Origin of the sequence: Collinsella sp. CM84Y_54, from assembly GCF_036317945.1 — a bacterium.
GTDB lineage: Bacteria > Actinomycetota > Coriobacteriia > Coriobacteriales > Coriobacteriaceae > Collinsella.
In genome coordinates this window covers 642074-662670 of record NZ_JAWQCX010000001.1, presented here as the reverse complement: position 1 = coordinate 662670, position 20597 = coordinate 642074, and the positions used below count along the sequence as shown (strand labels likewise).

General features: G+C 54.8%; 17 protein-coding genes and 1 tRNA gene. 6 read left to right on the top strand and 12 right to left on the bottom strand.

The genetic code is table 11. The annotated features are described in order from the left end of the window. Window positions 1-2 precede the first annotated feature (2 nt). The 3 genes from V2391_RS03130 (at window position 3) to V2391_RS03120 (ending at window position 3682) form a co-directional block, all read left to right on the top strand. Window positions 3-326, top strand: coding sequence for a DUF2304 domain-containing protein (locus tag V2391_RS03130; RefSeq protein WP_442877995.1), 324 nt, complete (start codon window positions 3-5; stop codon window positions 324-326). Window positions 327-515: 189 nt separating this feature from the next. After that, window positions 516-2585, top strand: a complete 2070-nt coding sequence (locus V2391_RS03125) for a DUF6541 family protein (RefSeq protein ID WP_329738215.1) — start codon at window positions 516-518, stop codon at window positions 2583-2585. A 17-nt stretch (window positions 2586-2602) separates the two neighbouring features. Next, window positions 2603-3682, top strand: a complete 1080-nt coding sequence (locus tag V2391_RS03120; protein WP_329738214.1) for an acyltransferase — start codon at window positions 2603-2605, stop codon at window positions 3680-3682. Between the two features lie 180 nt (window positions 3683-3862). On the opposite strand, the gene V2391_RS03115 is transcribed toward V2391_RS03120, so the two are convergent. Continuing rightward, window positions 3863-6877 (bottom strand): DUF4422 domain-containing protein, encoded by a 3015-nt coding sequence (locus V2391_RS03115; RefSeq protein ID WP_329738213.1) that lies wholly within the window; start codon window positions 6875-6877, stop codon window positions 3863-3865. A 250-nt stretch (window positions 6878-7127) separates the two neighbouring features. Between V2391_RS03115 and V2391_RS03110 the strand changes: the two genes are divergently transcribed. The 3 genes from V2391_RS03110 (at window position 7128) to V2391_RS03100 (ending at window position 8883) form a co-directional block, all read left to right on the top strand. Then, on the top strand, window positions 7128-7973 hold the full coding sequence (locus V2391_RS03110) for an ABC transporter permease (protein ID WP_329738212.1): 846 nt from the start codon (window positions 7128-7130) through the stop codon (window positions 7971-7973). A gap of 12 nt (window positions 7974-7985) precedes the next feature. Beyond that, the gene (locus tag V2391_RS03105; protein ID WP_329738211.1) at window positions 7986-8753 is read left to right on the top strand and encodes an ABC transporter ATP-binding protein; all 768 of its coding nucleotides are present in this window, start codon (window positions 7986-7988) and stop codon (window positions 8751-8753) included. Window positions 8754-8806: 53 nt separating this feature from the next. After that, window positions 8807-8883, top strand: a tRNA-Arg gene (locus tag V2391_RS03100). 124 nt (window positions 8884-9007) lie between these two features. Here V2391_RS03100 and V2391_RS03095 read toward each other — a convergent pair. From V2391_RS03095 to V2391_RS03045, 11 genes are all read right to left on the bottom strand, one after another. Then, a complete protein-coding gene (locus V2391_RS03095) occupies window positions 9008-9955 on the bottom strand; it encodes a glycosyltransferase family 2 protein (RefSeq protein WP_329738210.1) in 948 nt (315 codons plus the stop codon). Window positions 9956-10210: 255 nt separating this feature from the next. Continuing rightward, complete coding sequence (glf, locus tag V2391_RS03090; RefSeq protein WP_329738209.1) at window positions 10211-11335, bottom strand: UDP-galactopyranose mutase; 1125 nt, start codon at window positions 11333-11335, stop codon at window positions 10211-10213. 152 nt (window positions 11336-11487) lie between these two features. Continuing rightward, window positions 11488-12489 (bottom strand): hypothetical protein, encoded by a 1002-nt coding sequence (locus tag V2391_RS03085; protein WP_329738208.1) that lies wholly within the window; start codon window positions 12487-12489, stop codon window positions 11488-11490. Next, window positions 12489-12938, bottom strand: coding sequence for a DUF4869 domain-containing protein (locus V2391_RS03080; RefSeq protein ID WP_329738207.1), 450 nt, complete (start codon window positions 12936-12938; stop codon window positions 12489-12491). Before V2391_RS03080 ends, V2391_RS03085 begins: the two co-directional genes overlap by 1 nt. Before the next feature lie 130 nt (window positions 12939-13068). Continuing rightward, window positions 13069-13506 (bottom strand): type II 3-dehydroquinate dehydratase, encoded by a 438-nt coding sequence (gene aroQ / locus V2391_RS03075; protein ID WP_329738206.1) that lies wholly within the window; start codon window positions 13504-13506, stop codon window positions 13069-13071. Between the two features lie 85 nt (window positions 13507-13591). Then, on the bottom strand, window positions 13592-14842 hold the full coding sequence (locus V2391_RS03070; RefSeq protein ID WP_329738205.1) for a shikimate kinase: 1251 nt from the start codon (window positions 14840-14842) through the stop codon (window positions 13592-13594). Next, window positions 14843-15988, bottom strand: a complete 1146-nt coding sequence (gene pheA / locus V2391_RS03065; protein WP_329738204.1) for a prephenate dehydratase — start codon at window positions 15986-15988, stop codon at window positions 14843-14845. Between the two features lie 136 nt (window positions 15989-16124). Continuing rightward, window positions 16125-17222, bottom strand: a complete 1098-nt coding sequence (aroC, locus tag V2391_RS03060) for a chorismate synthase (protein WP_006236050.1) — start codon at window positions 17220-17222, stop codon at window positions 16125-16127. A gap of 1 nt (window position 17223) precedes the next feature. Then, window positions 17224-18543: a 3-phosphoshikimate 1-carboxyvinyltransferase gene (gene aroA, locus V2391_RS03055; protein WP_329738203.1), complete on the bottom strand. Its 1320-nt coding sequence runs from the start codon at window positions 18541-18543 to the stop codon at window positions 17224-17226. Continuing rightward, window positions 18537-19643, bottom strand: a complete 1107-nt coding sequence (gene aroB, locus V2391_RS03050; RefSeq protein ID WP_329738202.1) for a 3-dehydroquinate synthase — start codon at window positions 19641-19643, stop codon at window positions 18537-18539. Before aroB ends, aroA begins: the two co-directional genes overlap by 7 nt. A gap of 36 nt (window positions 19644-19679) precedes the next feature. Next, a complete protein-coding gene (locus tag V2391_RS03045) occupies window positions 19680-20594 on the bottom strand; it encodes a prephenate dehydrogenase (RefSeq protein WP_329738201.1) in 915 nt (304 codons plus the stop codon). Window positions 20595-20597 lie beyond the last annotated feature (3 nt).

Genomic DNA, 20597 nt, shown 5'->3' with positions numbered 1-20597 from the left:
GGTTGACTCTCTCGCTTCGCATTGTGCTCATTGTCTGCGCCGCACTGGTTCTTCTGTTCATCATTAGACGAATAAAGAAGTCGAAGATCGATGTTATGGACTCGATTTTCTGGCTCTTCTTCTCGTTGAGCTTTGTTGTATTGGCTCTTTTCCCGCAGGTGGCTTCTTTCTTTGCTGGTTTGCTAGGCTTTCAGGCTTCAGCAAATTTTGTTTTCGTGTATGTGATTGCCGTTTTGGTTATGCGTGATTTTTCGAATACGACCAAGATTGCCATGCTGCGCAAGAAGATAGAGGGTCTTATACAAGAGGTTGCGTTAAGAGGCTAGATTTAGCCTCTTGAACCGGATGGCGAGGTTCACAATGAACTAAGCTTTTTTTGAAAGCTTAGTTATAGTTTGGATAAAAGCTCTAAACACCATGAGGCTCTAAGTTGCTTTCAATTGGGTTGCTTCATTTGTCGATACTGTTCTTTTGTGTCTGGTTAGCAAACGGCACCTCTTGACGAGAGGCTATTAATGCGGGTATTTGCTATTTCTGTTTTAATCGTTACTTTCATTCTGTTTGCCCCAGGAAGCTTATTGCTTCGGATTGGCTTCAAAAAAATCAACCCTCAATTCATCTGTCTTGCTCCGGCGCTTTCGGCATTTGTTTTTCTTGTTGCGGGTGTTATTGGAACGGGGCTGGGCCTTACTGGGGCGGCATTTTTCATCCTGTTGACGTTTTGTTTCGTCGTCTCTCTTGCCTTTCCTATCCGTTTGATTAACTCAAGGTCACGCCTATCAACCGATGGTTTTTCTAATGTCAGTCGACTGACATGGCCGGCGGTGGGGATATGTGTGGCTGTTGGCGCTATTCTCGTTGCCGCATTGTTTTTGAGTAATATCGACGGGTTATCTTCCTTCATTCAGTACGATGACAACCTATCGCATCTCGCCTGGATTAAATCGATCGCCGATTCGGGCAATTTCTCAACAATACGAGTGACCTATTACGATTCGACTGCCTTTCCCTCGGCTTTTTTGGGTAGCGGATCATATTATCCAATTGTTTGGCACATACCTGCAGCTCTACTTGTTTCCCTTACGGGGATTCAAACGTCTGTGGCGGAAAACGCATCTATTTTTTGTTTTATAGCGTTTGCATATCCGTTGGGTATCTTGGCATTTTTAGATTCCATCTGTAAGAACGCCAAAGTGTCTCCCTTTATCGTTGCGATTTCCGCTTTTGCCTCTGTTGCATTTCCCATGCGCATGCTTGCCGTTCATGGCCCATTTCCGAATATTGCCGCATTTTGTTTGGTCCCTGCTGCTGCTGCCTTGTTAATTCGTTCCATCTCTTTCGGTGAGCGTTTTTGCTTTTACGGGGCAACGTTCTACGCTTTTGTCTTGGCGCTTGTCGGCGTAGCCGGTGTTCATCCAAATGCCGCCATCTTCACTTGCCTTTTGATTGCGCCGTTTATTTTGCTGAGGATTATTCCGTTTGGAATCATGGATCAGCGTGCCGAGGTTTCTTCAAAAAGCTCAATCCTAAGAACTAGGTGTGCTCAGATCATCTTTTGCTTTTTTTGCGTACTCCTATGGGTGGCTGTCTACAATCTTCCTTTTATGCACGGAATTGTTTCTTTCACCTGGGAATGGGGCATGTCGCTTGAGGGTATTTTGCAGTCGATCGTTAACGGCTCTTTCTTCTTCGGGGTTCCTCAGGTTCTTCTGTGTCCGCTATTTGCAATAGGTGCCATCTATGTTCTTATCCATGAAAAGGAACAAAGATGGTTTTTCTTGAGCTTCGCCATCGTTTTGCTGATTTATATCGGTGCGGGTGCATTTTCTGCTGAGGCTCGTTCGTTTTTTTCGGGCTTCTGGTACACGGATCCGGAGCGAATCGCTGCGATGGTGGCGATTTCGCTTGTACCGTTTATATATTTTGGTTTGCATGGTGTGGTCCTAGCTGCATACAGCGTGCTTAAGCATCTGAGGTACTTTTCCGGGAGCTTGGGGTTTAATCTATCGGCAGTGCTGATATCCCTATTATTCTTTTTCCTTAATTGTTATCCGTTCAATTACGCATACGCATGGGAAGATCATTCTAGAGGTGATTTGACCAATGCTTTCACGCTTAATTCTTACGATCTCTATAATGGCTATTCGCGTTACCGTGTCCAGGCCTACACTGCTGCCGAGCGGGATTTTATTCAACAAGTCAAAGAAGTGGTTCCGGAAGGTAGTTTGATAATCAATCTTCCCGTTGACGGTAGCTCATTTGCTTGGTCTGTCGATGGTTTGAATCTGTACTATCATGCCAAGCTCGGTTCGGCAGAATCTGAGGACAGTCATGCTATTCGTAAGGGCCTCTGTAATATCTCAACGGATTCTACAGTGAAAGATGCCGTTGAGAACACTGGAGCAAAGTATGTTCTCCTGCTTGATCGTAGCGACTATACGGCGGAGGATAAGCATGTATGTTATTCTCGCGACCTTCAATACAAGAAAAAAGACTGGGAGGGAATTACTGAAATAAACGATGAGACTCCCGGTTTTGAACCGGTACTATCGTCGGGGTCAATGCGACTGTATCTGATTAAATAACGAGTTGAGGTTCCCTAATGACAATACGCCGCCATTATATGGACGTTCTCAATGTCCTTTCCTGCTTTGCCGTTGTTGTTCTTCATTGCACGACGGTTGTATACGTTAACCAAGGCAATGTGCAGTGGTTTGTTTCAGTTGCGCTGCAGTCACTGTTTATGTTTGCCGTACCTGTCTTCTTTATGATTAGCGGAGCAAATCTGATCGGATATCGTTCTCGGTACTCTACCAAAGTCTTTTTTCAAAAGAGGCTCAAGCGCGTTCTGGCGACTCTTGTTGGCTTTAGTTTCTTTATTTACATTCTCAGCTGTCTTGCGCCGACCCAGCTTGGTCTTCCGGCAAGATCTTTCTCCCTTTTTGAGTTCATTCAGCTGTTTCTAACGAATCAAATTTGCGACGTTTATTGGTTTATGTATTCAATTTTGATTCTGTATTTGATTACACCGCTATTGGCTTGTTTTGCGTCGAACAAGCGTTTGCTGGAGTATGCCATTGGTCTCTGTATCGTCTCAACTGCAGTAATTCCTTTTGCAAATCGCTTTGCGCCAAATCATAATTTGTTCTCAATGCTTGCCGTACCTTATTTGACGGGTGCGATAATGTACTTCTTAATCGGCTACTACATTGTTACGTATTCTCCTTTTGAGGAACACGACAGAAATATGCGCCCGGTTTTCCTGATTGCCGCGATTTCTTCCGTTGTATTTATGGCGCTTATGACAATCAAGACCAACGTGCCGCATACGGTGTTGTCCGGTGCATATTCGGATTACGATAACTTTTATAACGATTATCTGCACCTTCCGGTTTTGGTGTACTCAATCTCGCTTTTCATGCTGTTCAAATCGCTGGAGCCGCTTTTCCAATCTGATAAGCATCCGTTCATTGCTGTAATTTCTAAACTGTCTTCCCTTAGTTTTGATGTTTACGCCGTACATATGATGTTTATTTGGGCTTTGGACGTCTATGTTTTGCATAACATCTTTTGGGATGCGGCGATTCGCCCGTTTGTAGTCTTTGCGCTTTCTCTCTTGTTTGCTTTTGTGCTGGAGTCCCTCAAAAAGCTCTGCAGAAATACGCGAATTGCAAAATCCTAACGGTGTAAACATGCCGCCATGCAGTTAAGCAAGCGTTTATAGTGCACTACTGTCGCTATCGAGGTTCGACGCTTAAAACTAAGGCAAAAAATGGCCCCCATTTCATCCGACTTTTAATTGGGAGGAAATGGGGGCCATAAAATTGCAACTCTACTGTTGCTTTGCTAGATTTCGAAGATCCTACTTCTTTTTCCTAACGGCCCTCACCGCAGATTTCATCATCTCTCGCCTTGCGCTACCGACCGGTGCGATGGGATCGATGAATTTGCGAAGCGGATTATCGGGTGATATCGCATGTTCGTGCATTGTGAGGGGGGAGGAAGAAGCCGTTCTTTCCGGTCCTGCCAACATGCTCATAAGGGATTCGTAAAAGGGAGTCTGGCGAGCATAGGTCCAATAGGCAATGTTGCGATCACATGAGGAGAACTTCCAAGGTTTTTCGAATCCTGCATAGTGAATAATTTTCTCGTGATTGCGCGAATCGTTGAAGGCGTCAAATGCAGAAGCAGGTGCAAAAGAGAAGACGTCTGCAATGCGATTGTTGCAGTTAATCATGACGTTCCAGTCGTAGTCAAGCCAAGTTATGCGGCCTTCGCAGTGCGCGTTCAGAACATCTTGATCGTTGTAGATAAAGCGATCATCGGAAGCGTAATCAAGCCACGTTTCAATTGAATAGAGCTTGCGCATCTCGGCGGTATTAAGTACAAGGACGCCTGCCTGGAAGTAATCGTAGGGGTTTTCCATGCCCAGGACTTTTTGGGCGTAGGCAAGGCGCTTGCCGTCCTTCATGTTAAGGTTGCCCAAGAAATCGATATCGTGAGCGGCGGCAAGGAGATTATTGCCCAAGTCCACGCCATAGAGCTCAGAAATATCACCCTGGATAATCAGGTCGCTATCAAGGTACAGAACCTTGTCGTAGCCAGGCAAAATCTCTTGAATCAAGAAGCGATAATACGTTTCAACGCTGATGTGAGGGTTGTTGGTGCTCAAATCATGGCGAAGGACATGTTCGCTCACATCGCAAAAACGCAATGACATATTGTCAAACTGACCGAAGAACTGCTGCATAATCGATTGATTGTCTCCAGCAATATCCCTATGGAGCACAACCACATCGTAGAAATAGCCTTCCGAGGCGTTGAGCAGTGCGGAATAGATTGTGGTGGTAAGCATGGGGACATAGTTGTTGTCTGCAGCGAAAACAACCGGAATGATCTGTTTACCGTTTGCCTTGGCATAGGGCGCCTCGAAAGGCATACGGCGATCCGGCCTTCTAAAGTGAACACACTGCAGCTCGGCCATCTTCCAGTCTGCTCCTATGCGTTCATGATGAATGAGGTAGATATTAAGCAGCCTCTCGGCAAGATGACCGGGGGTGCGCACTCCCTCTTTTGAATAACGGGACATATCGGTTGTAGAAACAAACTCCTCAAGCAGGGGAAAGAGCCATGCGCAGTAATCGTTAAAAATCTCGCGCTTCATGATGAACATGTTGCAGAAACGCCCCACGTGGCCACTGAGGAACTTGTCGGCATCCTGTCCATATTCCGGATGCTGCTTTTTAAGGATGGAGACGATCTTGTCCAGGTCTTCAACGAATAGTTTGTCTGCGGCGTCGTATTGGGAGCGCAAAGTGGCATTTCGTCCGACATAGGTGCGAATGTCCTTACGCTCGGTGGTGATGACGTCGTATTGAGTCACAAACTTCTCGATGTTCTCGTCGTCCAGTGAGTATTTTTTTTGAGATGCCGCATCGATGAAATCGTCCATGATTTCGCCGTAGATGTTCTCATCGTGGCGTGTGCCCGAGAAGTCAAAATAGCGACGGTAATGGCAAAAACCGACATATTCGCTCGAGGTGTTTTTCCAGGCCCAGTACTGGGTTGTCAGCTCGCAGTACATGGGATTGAGATCCGATATATTGTTGCCCTTATCGTCGTGGAATGCCCAAGGGAACCTGTCGTTGCGAAGGCTGCAGCCAACTTGCACTGGCTGGAGTATTGAACTGTCAAATAGCTCGACAGGCTTGTGCGCCGAGACGAAGATACGAATGTTTCGGTTTTCATAGCTTTTGCGCTTTGCCATGTAGATCAGATCGTTTATGTGGTCGCGAGCTGCGGTGTAGAACGACATGAAGCGTGGAGAAGTTGCGGCGTCAGTCGAGGCCAGCTTCTTTGCGTGCTCGTACCAATCGAGGGCCATGTCATTTGCGGGGGCGCTATTTGCTTGCAGCAGGCCGTATGCTCTGTCGCGAGAAAGACGCATGAGCTCTTCGGCAACGGGCATTTTGCCCATTACCTTTGCCGCTTCGTCGGCAGCATCGAGTTTTTGATCTTCTGGTACGCGAACAAGCCAATCGTTGAAAAGCAACTCGTACATTTTTACAACGGCTTCCGAACAGGTCTTCTTTATGTCGATGGCATCAAAAGCGGCCGCAAATGTTCTCATGTGATCGATGTTAGCTTGAAAATCGGAAGCGCTTTTGAAGAAGGCCGATACCGAGAGTGAGGAGTCGGAATTGACGCCTCGACCAAGGTAATAGCGTACACCGACAATGTCGTTGGCGGTGTATTGCGAGCGCGCGTTCGCAAGTGTGACAAAAGACTCGTATGCGTCCTCAGCTCGCTCAAGCCTGTCGTTGGTCATCGCCGCGAACATTCTGCGGAAGAAGCCCCCCGCATAGACTCGCTGAGTGATACGCCAGTCCTGAAGATAACCCTTGCGTGCACTGAAGACGGCTTCAAATATGTCTTTATTGAACAAGGGATCAACGGGTGCATTGATGTAGTTCTGGAAGTTGGAAGCCTCGTTGTCGCTTACGCCAGCATTAATGACATCGATGCCAAAGTGAAGGACATCACAGGGGGTGGCGTTGAGATAAGAGTCGAACTTGGCAAGGCAGTCGTCGCCGAGCTCGTCATCTGAATCCAGGAGAATGATGTAGTCGCCGGTGCTTTTTGCAACGGCAATTTTTCGCCCGATGTGAAGCCCGCGGTTCGTATCTTGGATGAGCGGTATGACACGTCTGTCCTTTTGAGCGTATTGCTCAAGTATCGAGGCGGTGGAGTCGGGACTACCGTCGTCAACTACGATGAGCTCAAAATCGGTAAACGATTGAGCCAGGACGCTGTCGATGCAAGCGGGCAGATATTTTTCATCTTTATATGATGAAACGCAGATGGAAAAACGCGGCATGTCGTTCTCCTTACAGGGTACATGTCTTAACTTGACCATGATAATCTCGTGGCAGGGCGCTGGGGCCATGGATAGGTTGGGAGTACAAACACAGCAGAAATAGCTCAGTTCTTTTCTTGCCTCGTAGCAAATTCGTTGATTGGCTATAGCTGATATGGGTACTTTTCCAGTTTTGCATAGGCTGGTTTTACTGACACGAGGGAGGGCTATACTTTCCACTGTTGTGTTTTGCGAGATAAGGAGTTGGTTTGTGGCTGACAACGTAGAGAGTCAAAAAGCGGTGGCTAAGCCGGCCTCTCACGCTAAAAATGATTTTGAGAAGGATAAATTTATCCTTAGGCAGCTGGTTACCAAGGATTTTAAGATTAAGTATCGGCGCAGCGTCTTGGGCGTAGCTTGGTCCGTGCTCAATCCTCTGTTGATGATGATTGTCATGTCGATTGTTTTTTCGACAATCTTTGCCCAAGGTCGCAATGGCTCCATTACGCCTGAGATGTATCCGCTTTACCTGATCGTCGGTAACGTGACGTTTTCTGTCATGTCCGAGTCGACGAACCAAGCGCTTATGTCCATCATTTGGGCTTCCTCGCTGCTTAAGAAGGTTAAGGTGCACCGCTGGGTCTTTCCGGTGCAGAAGGTGCTGTTCTCGCTCGTTAACTTCGCCTTCTCATTGGTTGCTGTCGCCTTGGTTATGCTTTGGTTCCATGTGGTTCCTAGTTGGCATTTAATTCTCTTGCCGGTGTGTTTGCTGCTTCTTATGTGCTTCTGCATGGGTTTGGGCATGATGCTGTCGGCGCTGGCGGTCTTTTTCCGTGATGTTATGCACCTTTGGACCGTTGTTATCACCGCGTGGATGTACCTGACGCCGATCTTCTGGACCACCGATTACATCAGCCATATGGCTCATTGGATTCAGGTGTTGGTGGTTGTGAACCCCATGTACAACTATCTCCAGTTTATGCGTGACATCTTCCTGTTCAATACCGTGCCTTCTTCGCTTACGTTTGGCCTATGTGTTGCCTGGGCTGTTCTTGCCCTTGCCATTGGCTATACCGTGTTCCACAAAACCGAGCACAAGTTTATTCTCTACATCTAAGGAGTGCTGTTCATGACTGAATCTGCTATTGATTACAGCAAGCAGCCTCTTGCTGTTGAGGTCAAAGACGTCACCATGATCTTTAACATGGCGTCTGAGTCGCTTACAAACCTCAAAGAGTACTTTATTAAGCTCGCAAAGCACGATCTGTTCTTTGAGGAATTCCGTGCGCTTAAGCATATTTCGTTTGATGTGCATCGCGGCGAGGTCGTTGGTCTTGTTGGAACTAACGGTTCCGGCAAGTCTACGATGCTTAAGATCATCGCTGGCGTTTTGGAACCCAGCGAAGGTGAGGTTAAGGTTCACGGCAATATTGCGCCGCTGATTGAGCTTGGCGCTGGTTTCGATCCCGAGCTTACCGCTCGTGAGAATATTTACCTTAACGGTGCGCTGCTTGGATATACCAAGGAGTTTATTGACGCTAGCTTTGACAAGATTATCGAGTTCGCTGAGCTCAAAGACTTTGTCGACATGCCCCTGAAGAATTTCTCTTCGGGTATGGTTGCGCGCATTGCCTTTGCCATCGCTACGATTACCGAGCCGGATATTCTGATCGTTGATGAGACGCTTTCTGTTGGTGATGTCTTTTTCCAGCAGAAGTGCGAGCGCCGTATTCAACACTTTATCGAAAGTGGCGACGTTACGGTCTTATTCGTTTCTCACTCCATGGAACAGGTTGAGCGTATTTGCCAGCGTGCTGTATGGATCGAGAAGGGCGACCTGCGTATGGATGGCCCCGTGGACGAGGTCTGCAAGGCATACCACGACCAGTTCAAGTAGGTTATAATTTATGCGCCGTGTGAACTTGTGCCCGCTTGGACGCGCGACATTATGCTCCATTAGCTCAGCTGGATAGAGCAGGGGACTTCTAATCCCAAGGTCGACGGTTCGAATCCGCCATGGAGCACCAGAGAAACAGCTGGCCGGGCCATGTACCCGGCCATTTTTATAAAAGCCGGGTACGCTCGTGCGCTCATGACTTCTCGCAGAGCATAGTTCTATGCACCTTTTGGGCCATCTATCTCAAATGTGATTTACCTTAATCGCGGTTCTTGGTTCTTTATTTCCTCGTACACCCTCAACTCCCACTGCTTACGCTCCACCTTGGCCACAGAGTCCAGGATAAAACCGGTAGCGAGCGAGAGTCCGCATAGGAACATGAAAGCGGCGGCGAGCATGGCGGTTGGGAAGCGCGGAACAAGTCCGGTAGCAAAGTACTCCGTAACGATCGGGATGCCCAGGGCAAGACCGATAGCGGCAAAGATGAGCGCAACAAGCGAGAAGAATTTAAGCGGACGGTAGTCCTTAAAGAGGGTGCCGATCATGGCAATGACTCGAATTCCATCGCTTACGGTGTTTAGTTTGGATTCTGAACCAGCCGGGCGGTCGCGATACTCGATGGGAACATCTTTGATGCGCCAACGATGATCGACGGCGTGAATAGATAACTCTGTCTCAATCTGAAAGCCTTCAGAGAGCACCGGGAACGTCTTGACAAAGGGCCTGCTCATGGCGCGGTAGCCAGTCATGACGTCATCAAAGCTGTAGTCGTAGATCCATTTAATCATGCTGCGTACCAGGTTGTTGCCGAAGCCGTGGAAGGCGCGCTTGTTCTCTTCGGCATATGTGCCGTTTGAGAGGCGATCGCCTACGGTCATATCCGCTTCGCCGGCAAGGATGGGTTTGCATAAAGCGCGCGCTGACTCCGCCGGGTAGGTGTCGTCTCCATCGACCATGAGATAACAATCGGCCTCGATATCACGGAACATTTGACGACATACGTTGCCCTTGCCCTGGTGGGGTTCGAGCTTAACGGTTGCCCCATGCTTGCGTGCAATTTGGGCGGTGCCGTCGCTAGAGTTGTTGTCATATACGTAGACCGTGGCTTCGGGCAGTTCACGGTGAAAATCATCTACTACTTTGGCGATGGTTAGCGCTTCGTTGTAGCAAGGGATGATAACGGCGATTTTCTTTGAGTTCACGTTGATCTCCAGAGTTTGGTTATTGCCGTTAGAAGTATAGTTGTTACATTTTTGCATTGGTTTTAAAGGTCTGAAAACCAGAGGGGACACATGTGTCTGCCGTGCTATTGTTTAAACATGGGCTGTAAGACATGGGGATGACTTGCAGCCCGTTTTCTCACATGGAAATGGTGCGTTTCGATCGCTCCATAAATAGGCCCGGCACAGCAACGAACTGTGCCGGGCTTCCTGCTTGTGTGTTTATGACCGCCTTGTTTACGCCTCCGCGGGCTCCACGCCCAGCTCGTTGCGGACGAGCTCGAAGGCTGCGGCGATGGCCTTGTCCATATCGTAGTACTTGTAGCCGCCCAGACGACCGGCGAAGATCACGTCGCCCTCCTGCGCCGCAAGCTCCTCGTACTGCTTGTAGAGGGTCTCGTTCTTGGCGTCGTTGATGGGGTAGTAGGGCTCGTCGCCGGGCTTCCAGTCGGCCGGGTACTCGCGCGTGATGACGGTCTTGTCCTGCGTGCCGAACTCGAAGTGCTTGTGCTCGATGATGCGGGTGTAGGGGATCTCGCGCTCGGTGTAGTTGACCACGGCCACGCCCTGGTGGTCCTGCTCGTTGAGCGTCTCGGTCTGAAAGCGCAAGCTGCGGTACTCGAGCGTGCCCAGCTTAAAGTCGTAGAACGCGTCGATGGGGCCGCAGTAAATCGTCTTGGTGGCGATATCGGGCTCGGTGGCAATCAGCTCCTTGTACTCCATGCCGCAGCGGACCTCGATGCCCTCGAGCATGTTGGCGACCATCTTGGTGTAACCGCCCATGGGGATACCCTGGTAGCGATCGTTGAAGTAGTTGTTGTCGTAGGTAAAGCGGCAGGGGAGGCGCTTGATGATGCTTGCGGGTAGATCCTTGCAGTCGCGGCCCCACTGCTTCTCGGTGTAGCCTTTCACGAGCGTCTCGAAGATGTCGCGGCCGACGAGCGACAGCGCCTGCTCCTCCAGGTTCTGCGGTTCGCCGATGTTCTCGGCAGCCACCTGCTCAGCGATCTTGGCCTTGGCGTCTGCCGGCGTGACGACGCCCGGCCACATCTTGGCGAAGGTGTTCATGTTGAAGGGCATGTTGTACATGTTGCCGTGGAAGTTTGCTACCGGAGAGTTGATGTAGTTGTTGAACTCGGCGAAGCGGTTGACGTAGCCCCAGACGTCCTTCATTGAGGTGTGGAAGATGTGCGCGCCGTAGCGGTGGACTTGGATGCCCTCGACGTCCTCGGTGTAGATGTTGCCGGCGATGTGATCGCGTCGATCGATGACCAGGACAGACTTGCCGGCGCGCTTGGCGGCATTGGCAAAGACCGCGCCCGAAAGGCCGGCACCGACGACAAGGTAATCGTACTGGGACATGGATATGCTCCCTTGTATGTCAATCGAACAGGTACAAATGATTCAGGACAAACGCCACTGACTTATTTGCCCATAGATTAGTGTAGCAGATGCTCTTTCAGCAGCTCCAGCGCGTGGGCGTAACCGGGTTTCTAAATGAACTTAAGGACTCGCTATTCCGCCTTCAGGCACTCGGGCAAAACGCTTGCAACTGCATCCATCGCCGCCGGCTTCAGGTACTGCTCATTGAGCTTCGCCTTTTTGTAAGCATAACGAGTGTCTGCCGAGTACTTGATCAATACGTCGGTGAAGAACCGCTCCCAGCTCAGGTAGTCGCGGCTTTCGATATAACTCGAAGGGTCCTCGAGGATTTTTGGAATGTCGTTGCTGGGGATGAGGTCGGATTGCAGAAGCGTCCACTCAAATGATTCGGGGAGGAACAGGCGAACGTTCTTGTAAACCCGCTGTCCCAGCACCTTTTCGATGTAGGGGCCAAACGCTGCGCCGTCTCCTATGGCAAGGATGTTTTGCTCGGGACATTCGTGAATCGTTCGTTTTAGATTCGCTACGCCGGTAGCGGTATAGCAGGGGATTCCCAGTCGGTTGCAAAGGGCGCTGTAGAATTGATAGCCAGACTTGCTATCCTCGACAATTACGGCATCGGGATTGTCGAAACCTACGTTAAGGTCCTGATACAGCATGTTTGCCGCGTGGGTATAAAGCGGTTTGGTCACCGAGTAAAAACGCTTGTCGCTTTTACGGCCGTTAATTACTTTGCTCGTCGTGTTGACCAGTTTTAGGATCTCGTCGACGCTGTAGGGGAGTTCGTTGGCGTCGCGACGAGATATCAGAACAAAATAGTTGGACGACCCGTTAACGGCTTTAGCAAAGTCTTTCGAGTAGATAAACTCGTTGCCCTCATCAAGAAAGACAATTGAATCTTCGATGATCGACAGCTCACGCTCCCAGCGCCTGCCAGAAAGCGTTTCGCAAGGCACGTCGCAGCTGAGTGTAACGCCGCTTTCCTGTCCTCGGTCGTTGTAGTCGCGAATCATCGAGATGAGCGTCGTTTTGCCCGTGCCGCTGTTGCCGCGTATAAAGGAAATATTGCGCTTAAACGTGAGTGTGTATTTGACCTTTGTACGTTCTACGACAACGGTATGCGTTCCCTTCATTACTCATCAACATCCAAATAGTCATTCGTGGCGCCGACAAACTCCTGCATATTTCTGACGATACGGTCGTCGTTATCGATGCGAATCTCAAAACGCTTCCAAGGGAACTTCATGATGTGGTAAAGGGTCACCAGCACATCCTGCTCTTTGCCGATCTTGAGTAGCCAGCGGGCACAGTTGTCTCCGCAGGTGGATGCGTTGAACACCATATTTGGGAGATTGCGAACCAGCAGCAGCGTCTTGACGCCGCCGGACAGTTCGAGTGGGGTGATCGAGCCAAGCTGCTTGCTTACGATGTTGTGGGGGCCGATGAGTTCTGATCCGTCCACGCTTTTAATGATCTGTGCGGCCATAGGGTCTTCGAACCATGAGTCCAAGTATGAGTTCCTAAAATAGGTCTCGGTATCGTAGATGGAACCGGGGTAATCTCCCAGATGGATGCTTAACATGTGCGTCTCCAGACGTTGTGTGACTGCAACGATTATATGCCAGTAATAAAGTGCCGCCAGTAGCGAGGTTGCTGCTGGCGGCACTAGCTTTATTGGCGTGTGAATCGCGTTGATGGATTTGCACGCGAGGCTACTTTTCGAGATACTCTTTCAGCAGCTCCAGTGCGTGAGCATAGCCCTGCAGGCCCTCGCCGGTGATGGTCGCGAAGCAGGCCAGGCGGGCGTAGCTCACTTGGCGGAAGTCTTCGCGCGTCTCTACGGCGCTGATGTGGACCTCGACGGCAGGGATGGCGACGGCCTTGAGGGCGTCCAAGATCGCGACGCTTGTGTGCGTGTAGGCGGCCGGGTTGATGACGATGCCGTCGACCTTGCCGTAGGCCTCCTGAATCTTGTCGACGATGCTGCCCTCGTGGTTGGACTGGAAGACCTCGACCTCGTCAAAGCCCTGCGCGGCGCCTGCCTCCTGGCAGATCTGGACCAGGCGGTCGTAGTTATCGTTGCCGTAGATGCCCGGCTCGCGAATGCCGAGCATGTTGAGGTTGGGGCCGTTGATGACGAGTGCTTTCATGGTTGCTTCCTTTGCGGTTGGGCGGGCGGTGAGGCGGAATGAAATACCACCACAAAGGTGCCTGTCCCCTTTGTGGTGGTATTTGTTAGAGAGCGGGTGGGAGGGTGTCGAGGACGGCGCGGGCGGTGTTGGCGGCGCAGTCGCGTGAGTCGATGATGCAATCGGCCCAGGCGCGGTAACGCGGCATGCGCTGTTCGGCGAGCTTATCGATGCCATCGCGGGCGGTGATGGGGCGACCCTTGTGGGCGAGTTCATCGAGCTTGCGGTTGAGCATCACGATCTGGCTGTTCTGGTGCAACAGCGGGTAGTTCTCGTCTCGCGTGACCACGCCGCCGCCCGTGGAAAGCACCAGGCCGCTGCGCTTGGAGATGTCGGCCAGCTCCGCCGTCTCCTGCTCGCGGAAGGCCACCTCGCCGCGCTCGACGATAAAGTCGGCGCAGGGCATGCCCAGGCGCTCCTCGAGGGCGCGATCGAGGTCGATGTGCTCGCGGCCCGTGAGCTGGGCGATCTGCTCGCCTACGCGGGTCTTGCCCGAGCCCGGCATGCCGATGAGCGCGATGTTCTGCTCGCGGCGGGACAGACGTTCCGTCACATCCAGGATGCGCTCGCGCGGGGTGGCTTGGCCGGTGTAACGCTCTACAGCCTGTGCCGCCTGGGCAACAAGCATGAGCAGGCCGCCGATGCAGGGGATGCCGCGGCGCTCGGCCTCGAGCATCAGACCCGTACGGGCGGGGTTATAGACAATGTCGATGACGCCCTCGAGCGCATTGAGGCCTTCGAGCGTGCAGGGAGCGTCGGGGCAGTGGGGGAACATACCGGCGGGCGTGCAGTTGACGAGCAGCGCGGCATCGGATTGCTGCGCGATGTTGTCGTAATTGACCACGCTCGTGCGACCCACGGGTACGACGATGGCGCCCAGGTCGCCGAGCACCATGCTGGCGGTGGTACCCGCGCCACCGGTGGCTCCGAGCACGAGGACCTTCTTGCTGGCAACCTCAACGCCCAATTCCTCGACCAGGCACTGAAAACCAAAGTAGTCTGTGTTGTCGCCGCGCAGGCGGCCGTCGGGCAGGCGCGTGATGGTGTTGACGTTGCCCATGCGCTCGGCCAGGGGACTCAGCTCGTCCAGGTATTCCATGACGGCACGCTTGTAGGGGATGGTCACGTTGGTGCCCTCCCATTCGTCGCCGGTCATAAAAGCCTCAAGATCCTCGGGCTCACGCTCAAAACGCACATACTCCAGGCCTGCGAGCTCTTTGTAGATGGTCGGGGTGTAGCTGTGGCCCAGCACACGGCCCAGGACGCCGTAGGGGCGGGTTGCGACGGTATCGGTCATCTAGAGCACCTCCGTGTAGCTGCCAAAGTAGGTGAAGCTCTCACACGCGTCGTCGATCGAGTCGAGCAAGTCGTCGAGGGCCTTGCTGCCAAAGGGGCAGTCCAGGTCAAAGTAGAACATAAACTCAAAGTCGCGCCCGGGGATGGGGCGGCTCTCGAGCTTGATGAGGTTGATATTGAGCGCGTAGAAGCGCTCGAGTACGCGATAGAGCGCGCCCGGCTCATTGGCCGTGGTGATCATGAGCGAGGTGCGGTTGGCACCGGGATAGACGCGCGGCTCGCGGCTGATGACGACAAAGCGCGTGTAGTTGTTGTCCGAGTCCTGGATGTTGGGCTCCAGCACCTCCAAGCCGTAGAGTGCCGCACAGCTGCGCGAGGCGATGGCGGCGACGTCGGTGCGCTCGGAGTTGGCGACCATCTCGGCAGACATGGCGGTGTTGGGGTACTTGGAGGCGTGCAGATTATGGCGCTCGATAAAGCCGGCGCACTGGGCAATAGCTTGGCCGTGGCTATAGACCTCGCGCACGTCCTGGAGCTTGGTGCCGGGTTTGACGAGCAGGTTGTGGTCGATCTTGAGGCGCAGCGAGCGCACGATGTAGAAATCGAACTGGGCGAGCAAGTCGTAGACGGCGTTGACCGAGCCAGCGGTGGAGTTTTCGATGGGCAGCACGCCAAACTCGCAAAAGCCGTCGCGCACGGCGCGCATGACGCCCTCGAAGGTCTCAAAGAAGGCGATATCGGGCACGTCGAAGAGCTTGCACGCGGCGATCTGGCTGTAGGCGCCTTCGACCCCCTGGCAGGCGACAGTTGCCGTCTGGGGGAAGGGTGCGTCAAAGGCTACAGCCGTGGCGTGGGCCTTTTGCGACACCGTGATGCCCTTGAGTTCGTTGATGTAGCGCTGCTGCTCTGCCTTGCTCATACTCATGAGGAGGCGGAACAGGGTGATGGTCTGGGCCTCGTAGCGCTCGGGTGCGCGGCTGGCGAGGTTGTTGAGTTTGGAGCGCTCGCGGGCGGGGTCAAAGACGGCTTTGCCCGTCTCGATCTTTGATTTGGCGACCTCGGTGGCAATATCCATGCGCTCGACAAAGCTGTTGAGCAGGGTGGTGTCGATGCTATCGATGGCCTGGCGAATATCGGCGAGGTCCATGGAGGCCCCTTTCACGTGTCGGTGATTTTTCTGGGACGGGGATTAAAAAATCATTAGGTACACAATGATTTTTTAATCCCCGTCCCAGAAAAATCACTGGGTGGGCGTGGGGGCCGGAGTTGGCCCCCGGAGATTTTTAGCGCTGGGCTGCGTCCTCGAGGAGGGCGTCCCAGATGGCCAGCGCTGCGGCTGCCTCGGCTACGGGGACGGCGCGCGGGACGATGCAGGGATCGTGGCGGCCGTGGACCGAGAGCTCGGCATTTTCCATGGCGTCCATGTCCACGGTCTGCTGCTCACGACCGATGGAGGGCGTCGGCTTCACGGCCATACGCCACATGACGGGTGCGCCGGTGGAGATGCCGCCCAGGATGCCGCCGGCGTTGTTGGACTCGACCGCAATCTCGCCGGTCTCGGCATCTACGCGGTACGGATCGTTGTTCTCGCTGCCGCGCATAGCGGCCACGGCAAAGCCCATGCCAAACTCCACACCCTTTACGGCGGGAATGCCAAACGCGATTTGTGCGATGCGGTTCTCGATGCCGTCGAACATGGGGTCGCCGATGCCCGCGGGAAGCCCGTAGATGCCGCACTCCACGATGCCACCGATGCTGTCGAGCTCGTCGCGTGCGGCCAGAATCTCCTCGCGCATGCGACCGGCAGCTGCGGCGTCAATGCAGGGCAGGTCGTTTGTAAGGGTCGCCTTGCGGTCGGCCTCGCGATAGACCATGTCGTCCATGGGCAGGTCGGAGATACCGCCGATTTGCGCGACGTGCGCCATGACCTTGATGCCACGGGCCTCGAGCGCCTGCAGCGCGATGCCGCCGGCGATGCATAGGGGGGCCGTCAGACGACCGGAGAAGTGTCCGCCGCCGGCGACGTCGTGCATGTTGTGGTACTTCACGCGCGCCGGAAAGTCTGCGTGCCCGGGGCGGGGCTTGCGGCGCAGCTCGGAATAGTCCTTGGAGCGCGTGTTGGTGTTCTCGATGATCGCTGCGATGGGTGCGCCGGTGGTGTGCCCATCGACCACACCGGCAATGATATGCGCGGCGTCGGCCTCACGGCGCTTGGTTGCGGTCTCGTCGCGACCGGGGGCGCGACGGTCCAAAAAGGCCTGCAGCTGCTCCTGGTCAACGGCGATACCAGCGGGAATGCCGTCGAGTGAGCAGCCGATAGCAGGGGAGTGCGACTGGCCAAAGATGCTCAGATGCAAAACGTTGCCAAAGGTCGAGGACATGCTATTCCTCCTCGAGCGTGACCTTGCCGCCCAGCAGGCGGTAGTGGTCAAAGAAATCGGGATAGGACTTGTTGACGGCCTCGGCGCCGTGGATCACGACATCGCCGGTAGCACGGCTCGCGGCGATGGCGGCCATCATGGCGATGCGGTGGTCGTTGTGCGAATCGACCTCGCCGCCGGTAAAGGCGTCGACACCCTTGATGATGAGGTCGTCACCGGCAATGCGTACCTGCGCCCCCAGTGCGGTGAGCTCGCGGGTGGTAGTGGCCAGACGGTCGGATTCCTTGATGCGCAGGCGGGCGCAATCGCGGATAAACGTGCGGCCCTGCGCCAACGATGCCACGGCAGAGATAACGGGCACCAAGTCGGGGATGTCGTGCGCGCTCATCTCAAAGCCGGCGAGCTTGTCGGACTGCACGGTGGCGGCGTTAGTGGAGCGCACGATGCGAGCGCCAAAGCGCGAAAGCGCGGCGAGCACGTTGCGGTCGCCCTGCGCGGAGCTGAGCGACACACCCTCGACGGTGATGGGGTCGGAGCCGATGGCGCCGGCACACAGCCAAAAGGCGGCGTTGGACCAGTCGCCTTCGACGGCCACGCTGCCAGGCGTGCGGTAGGAGCCGCTGTTCACGCGGAAGTTCGTGACCTCGGGCTGGCCGTCCTTGGCCGGAATACGCTCGACGTTGACCTCGACTCCGAAGGCCTTCATGGCCTGGATGGTTAGGTTGATATAGGGGCGGCTCTCGATAAGGCCGGTCACCTGCACGCAGGAGGGCTGGGCCAGAAGTGGGGCTGCCAGCAGCAGACCGGAGATGTACTGCGAGCTCACGTTACCCGGCAGGATAAAGGTGCCCGGGCGCATGCGGCCGCTTGTCTTGAGCGGAAAACCGCCCAGGCCCTGCAGGTCGCAGCCGGCGGCTATGATTTCGTCGGAGAGCGGGGAGAGGGGGCGTGCGCCCAGACGGCCCTGTCCCACAAAGGTCGCCTCTGCCCCCAGCGCGCAGGCGACGGGCAGCATAAAGCGGAGCGTGGAGCCGCTCTCGCCGCAGTCGAGCGTGCCGCCGGCAAGTGCCTTGAGCAGACCAAACTCAATACTCTTCATGGTGGGATGGACCTGGAAGCCGTCCTCGACGGTCTCGATGCGGGCGCCCAGGGCCGTGAGGCAGCGTACCGTGGCTTCGATATCGGCGCAGGTGGTGTTGCAAGTGACGTGCGTCTCGCCGTTGGCGAGTGCGGCGCAGATGATGAGGCGGTGCGCCATCGACTTGGACGCGATGGCAGGAACGGTGCCCTTGAGCGGGGAGGGGGTGATGCGGGCTAGCATGCTAATGCGTCTCCCTTCTGGCCGAGGCCCTCGGCAATTAATTCATGGAAGGTTGAAAGCGGCGTGCGGTCGATGCTGCAGCGGCCAATGCCGTGCGGAATCACCAGGTCGATAGTGTCACCGGCGCGTTTTTTGTCGTGCAGCGCCTCGGTAAAGACGGCGTCAGCGCAAAGCTCGCAGCGGGTCTTGAGACCGTGGCGCGCGCAGAGCTCCTCGATGCGGCCGGGCAGCTCGGCATCGCAAATGCCGTGCAGGGCTGCGGCGCGCGTGATGATGCCCATGCCGATCGACACGCAGTTGCCGTGTCCCAGCTCAAAGTGCTTGCAGGCCTCGACGGCATGTCCGGCACTGTGTCCAAAGTTGAGGAGCTTGCGCTGGTTGGTCTCGCGCTCGTCGGCAACGACCACGGCGCGCTTGATGTCGATATTGCGGGCGATGATGAGCGCCACGCGGGCCACGTCCTGGTTAAGCAGCTCAAGCGTGAGCGGGGTCTTCTCAAGCTCGGCGAAGAGCTCGGGGTCGGCGATCACGGCGTGCTTGACGACCTCGCCGCAGCCGTCGGCGAACTGCTCGGGCGTGAGGGTGGCCAGGCACCCTACGTCGGCGATAACCACGCTCGGCTGCCAAAAGGCTCCGGCGAGATTTTTGCCGGCGGCCAGGTCGATGGCCGTCTTGCCGCCCACCGACGAGTCCACCATGGCGAGCAGACTCGTGGGGATCTGCACAAACTTGCAGCCGCGCATGTAGGTGGCGGCCACAAAGCCGGCCACGTCGCCCACGACGCCGCCGCCGAGCGCCACGATCACGTCGGAGCGCGAAAGCTCATGCTCGGCCACAAACTCCAAGATGTTGATGTAGGTCTCTGCGCGCTTGTGTGCCTCGCCGGCCTCGAAGGTGTAGATGCTTACCTCGTAGCCTGACGCCTCCAGGCTCTGTTTGACAGGCATCTGGTAGAGCGGACCCACGTTGGTGTCCGTCACGATGACGGCGCGAGTGCCTCCGGCGGTGGCGCGAACGAGCGGCCCTGCCTGCTCCAGCAAAAAGGTGCCCACGTGTACCTGGTAGGGGCGTGCGGTGTCGATATCGATGGTAATCGCCATAAGCTATGGTCCTTTCGATCTGGCGTGATAGGTGGTCTAGTGGGCGCTCTCGTCGTCGAGTGCGCGCTTGATGCGATCGCCCTCGGCTAGGAGATTCTCCAGATAGCGCTGGTCGCGATCCTTGAGCGCGTGGCTGTAGGCGCCGAGCGAATCGATCAGATGGTCGATCTCGAAGGCAAGCGCGTCGGCGTCGTCGATCATGAGCTCGGACCACATCTGCGGATTGAGGTGCGCCACGCGGGTGAGGTCGCGGTAGCTGCCGGCCGAAAAGCCGTGGTGGACCTGGGCGGTGGGGCTCTTTACGTAGGCGTTGGACACCACGTGCGCGAGCTGGCTCGTAAAGGCGATCACGCGGTCGTGCTCGGCGGCGGTGGTCACGCTGAACTTGCCAAACCCCAAGGGACGCACCATCTCGCGCACCTGGCCCAAGAGCTCCAACTTAAGGGCATCGTCTACCGCGGGAGGAACGAGCACGAGCGGGGCGCCCTGGAACAGGTCGGCGCTGGAATGAGCGTAGCCCGAAAACTGGGTGCCCGCCATGGGGTGTGCGCCCACAAAGTAAAAGCCGTGCTCTCGTGCGAGCTCAAAGGTACGCTCGCACACAATGCCCTTCACACCCACGGTGTCGATCACCACGGGGCCCATGATGGCTTCGGTGTCGGTAGCGTCGGCGAGCGCCTGGGCATGCGCCTCGAGCCACTCGATGCATGCCTCGGGATAACAGGCAAGGACGATGATGTCGCACTCGCCGAGCGTCTCGTCGTTGAGCTCGCCGGCGACGGTGCCCATGCTAGCGGCCGTCATTACGTCATCGTCGGGGTCCCAGGCAAGCACGCGAACGCCCGCCTGCGCATAGCCGCGGGCAAAGCTGCCGCCGATCAGGCCCAAGCCGACGATGCCGGCGCACTTGGGGCCGCCTTGGTTGACGCGTGCGTTTCTCACCGTACCCATGGC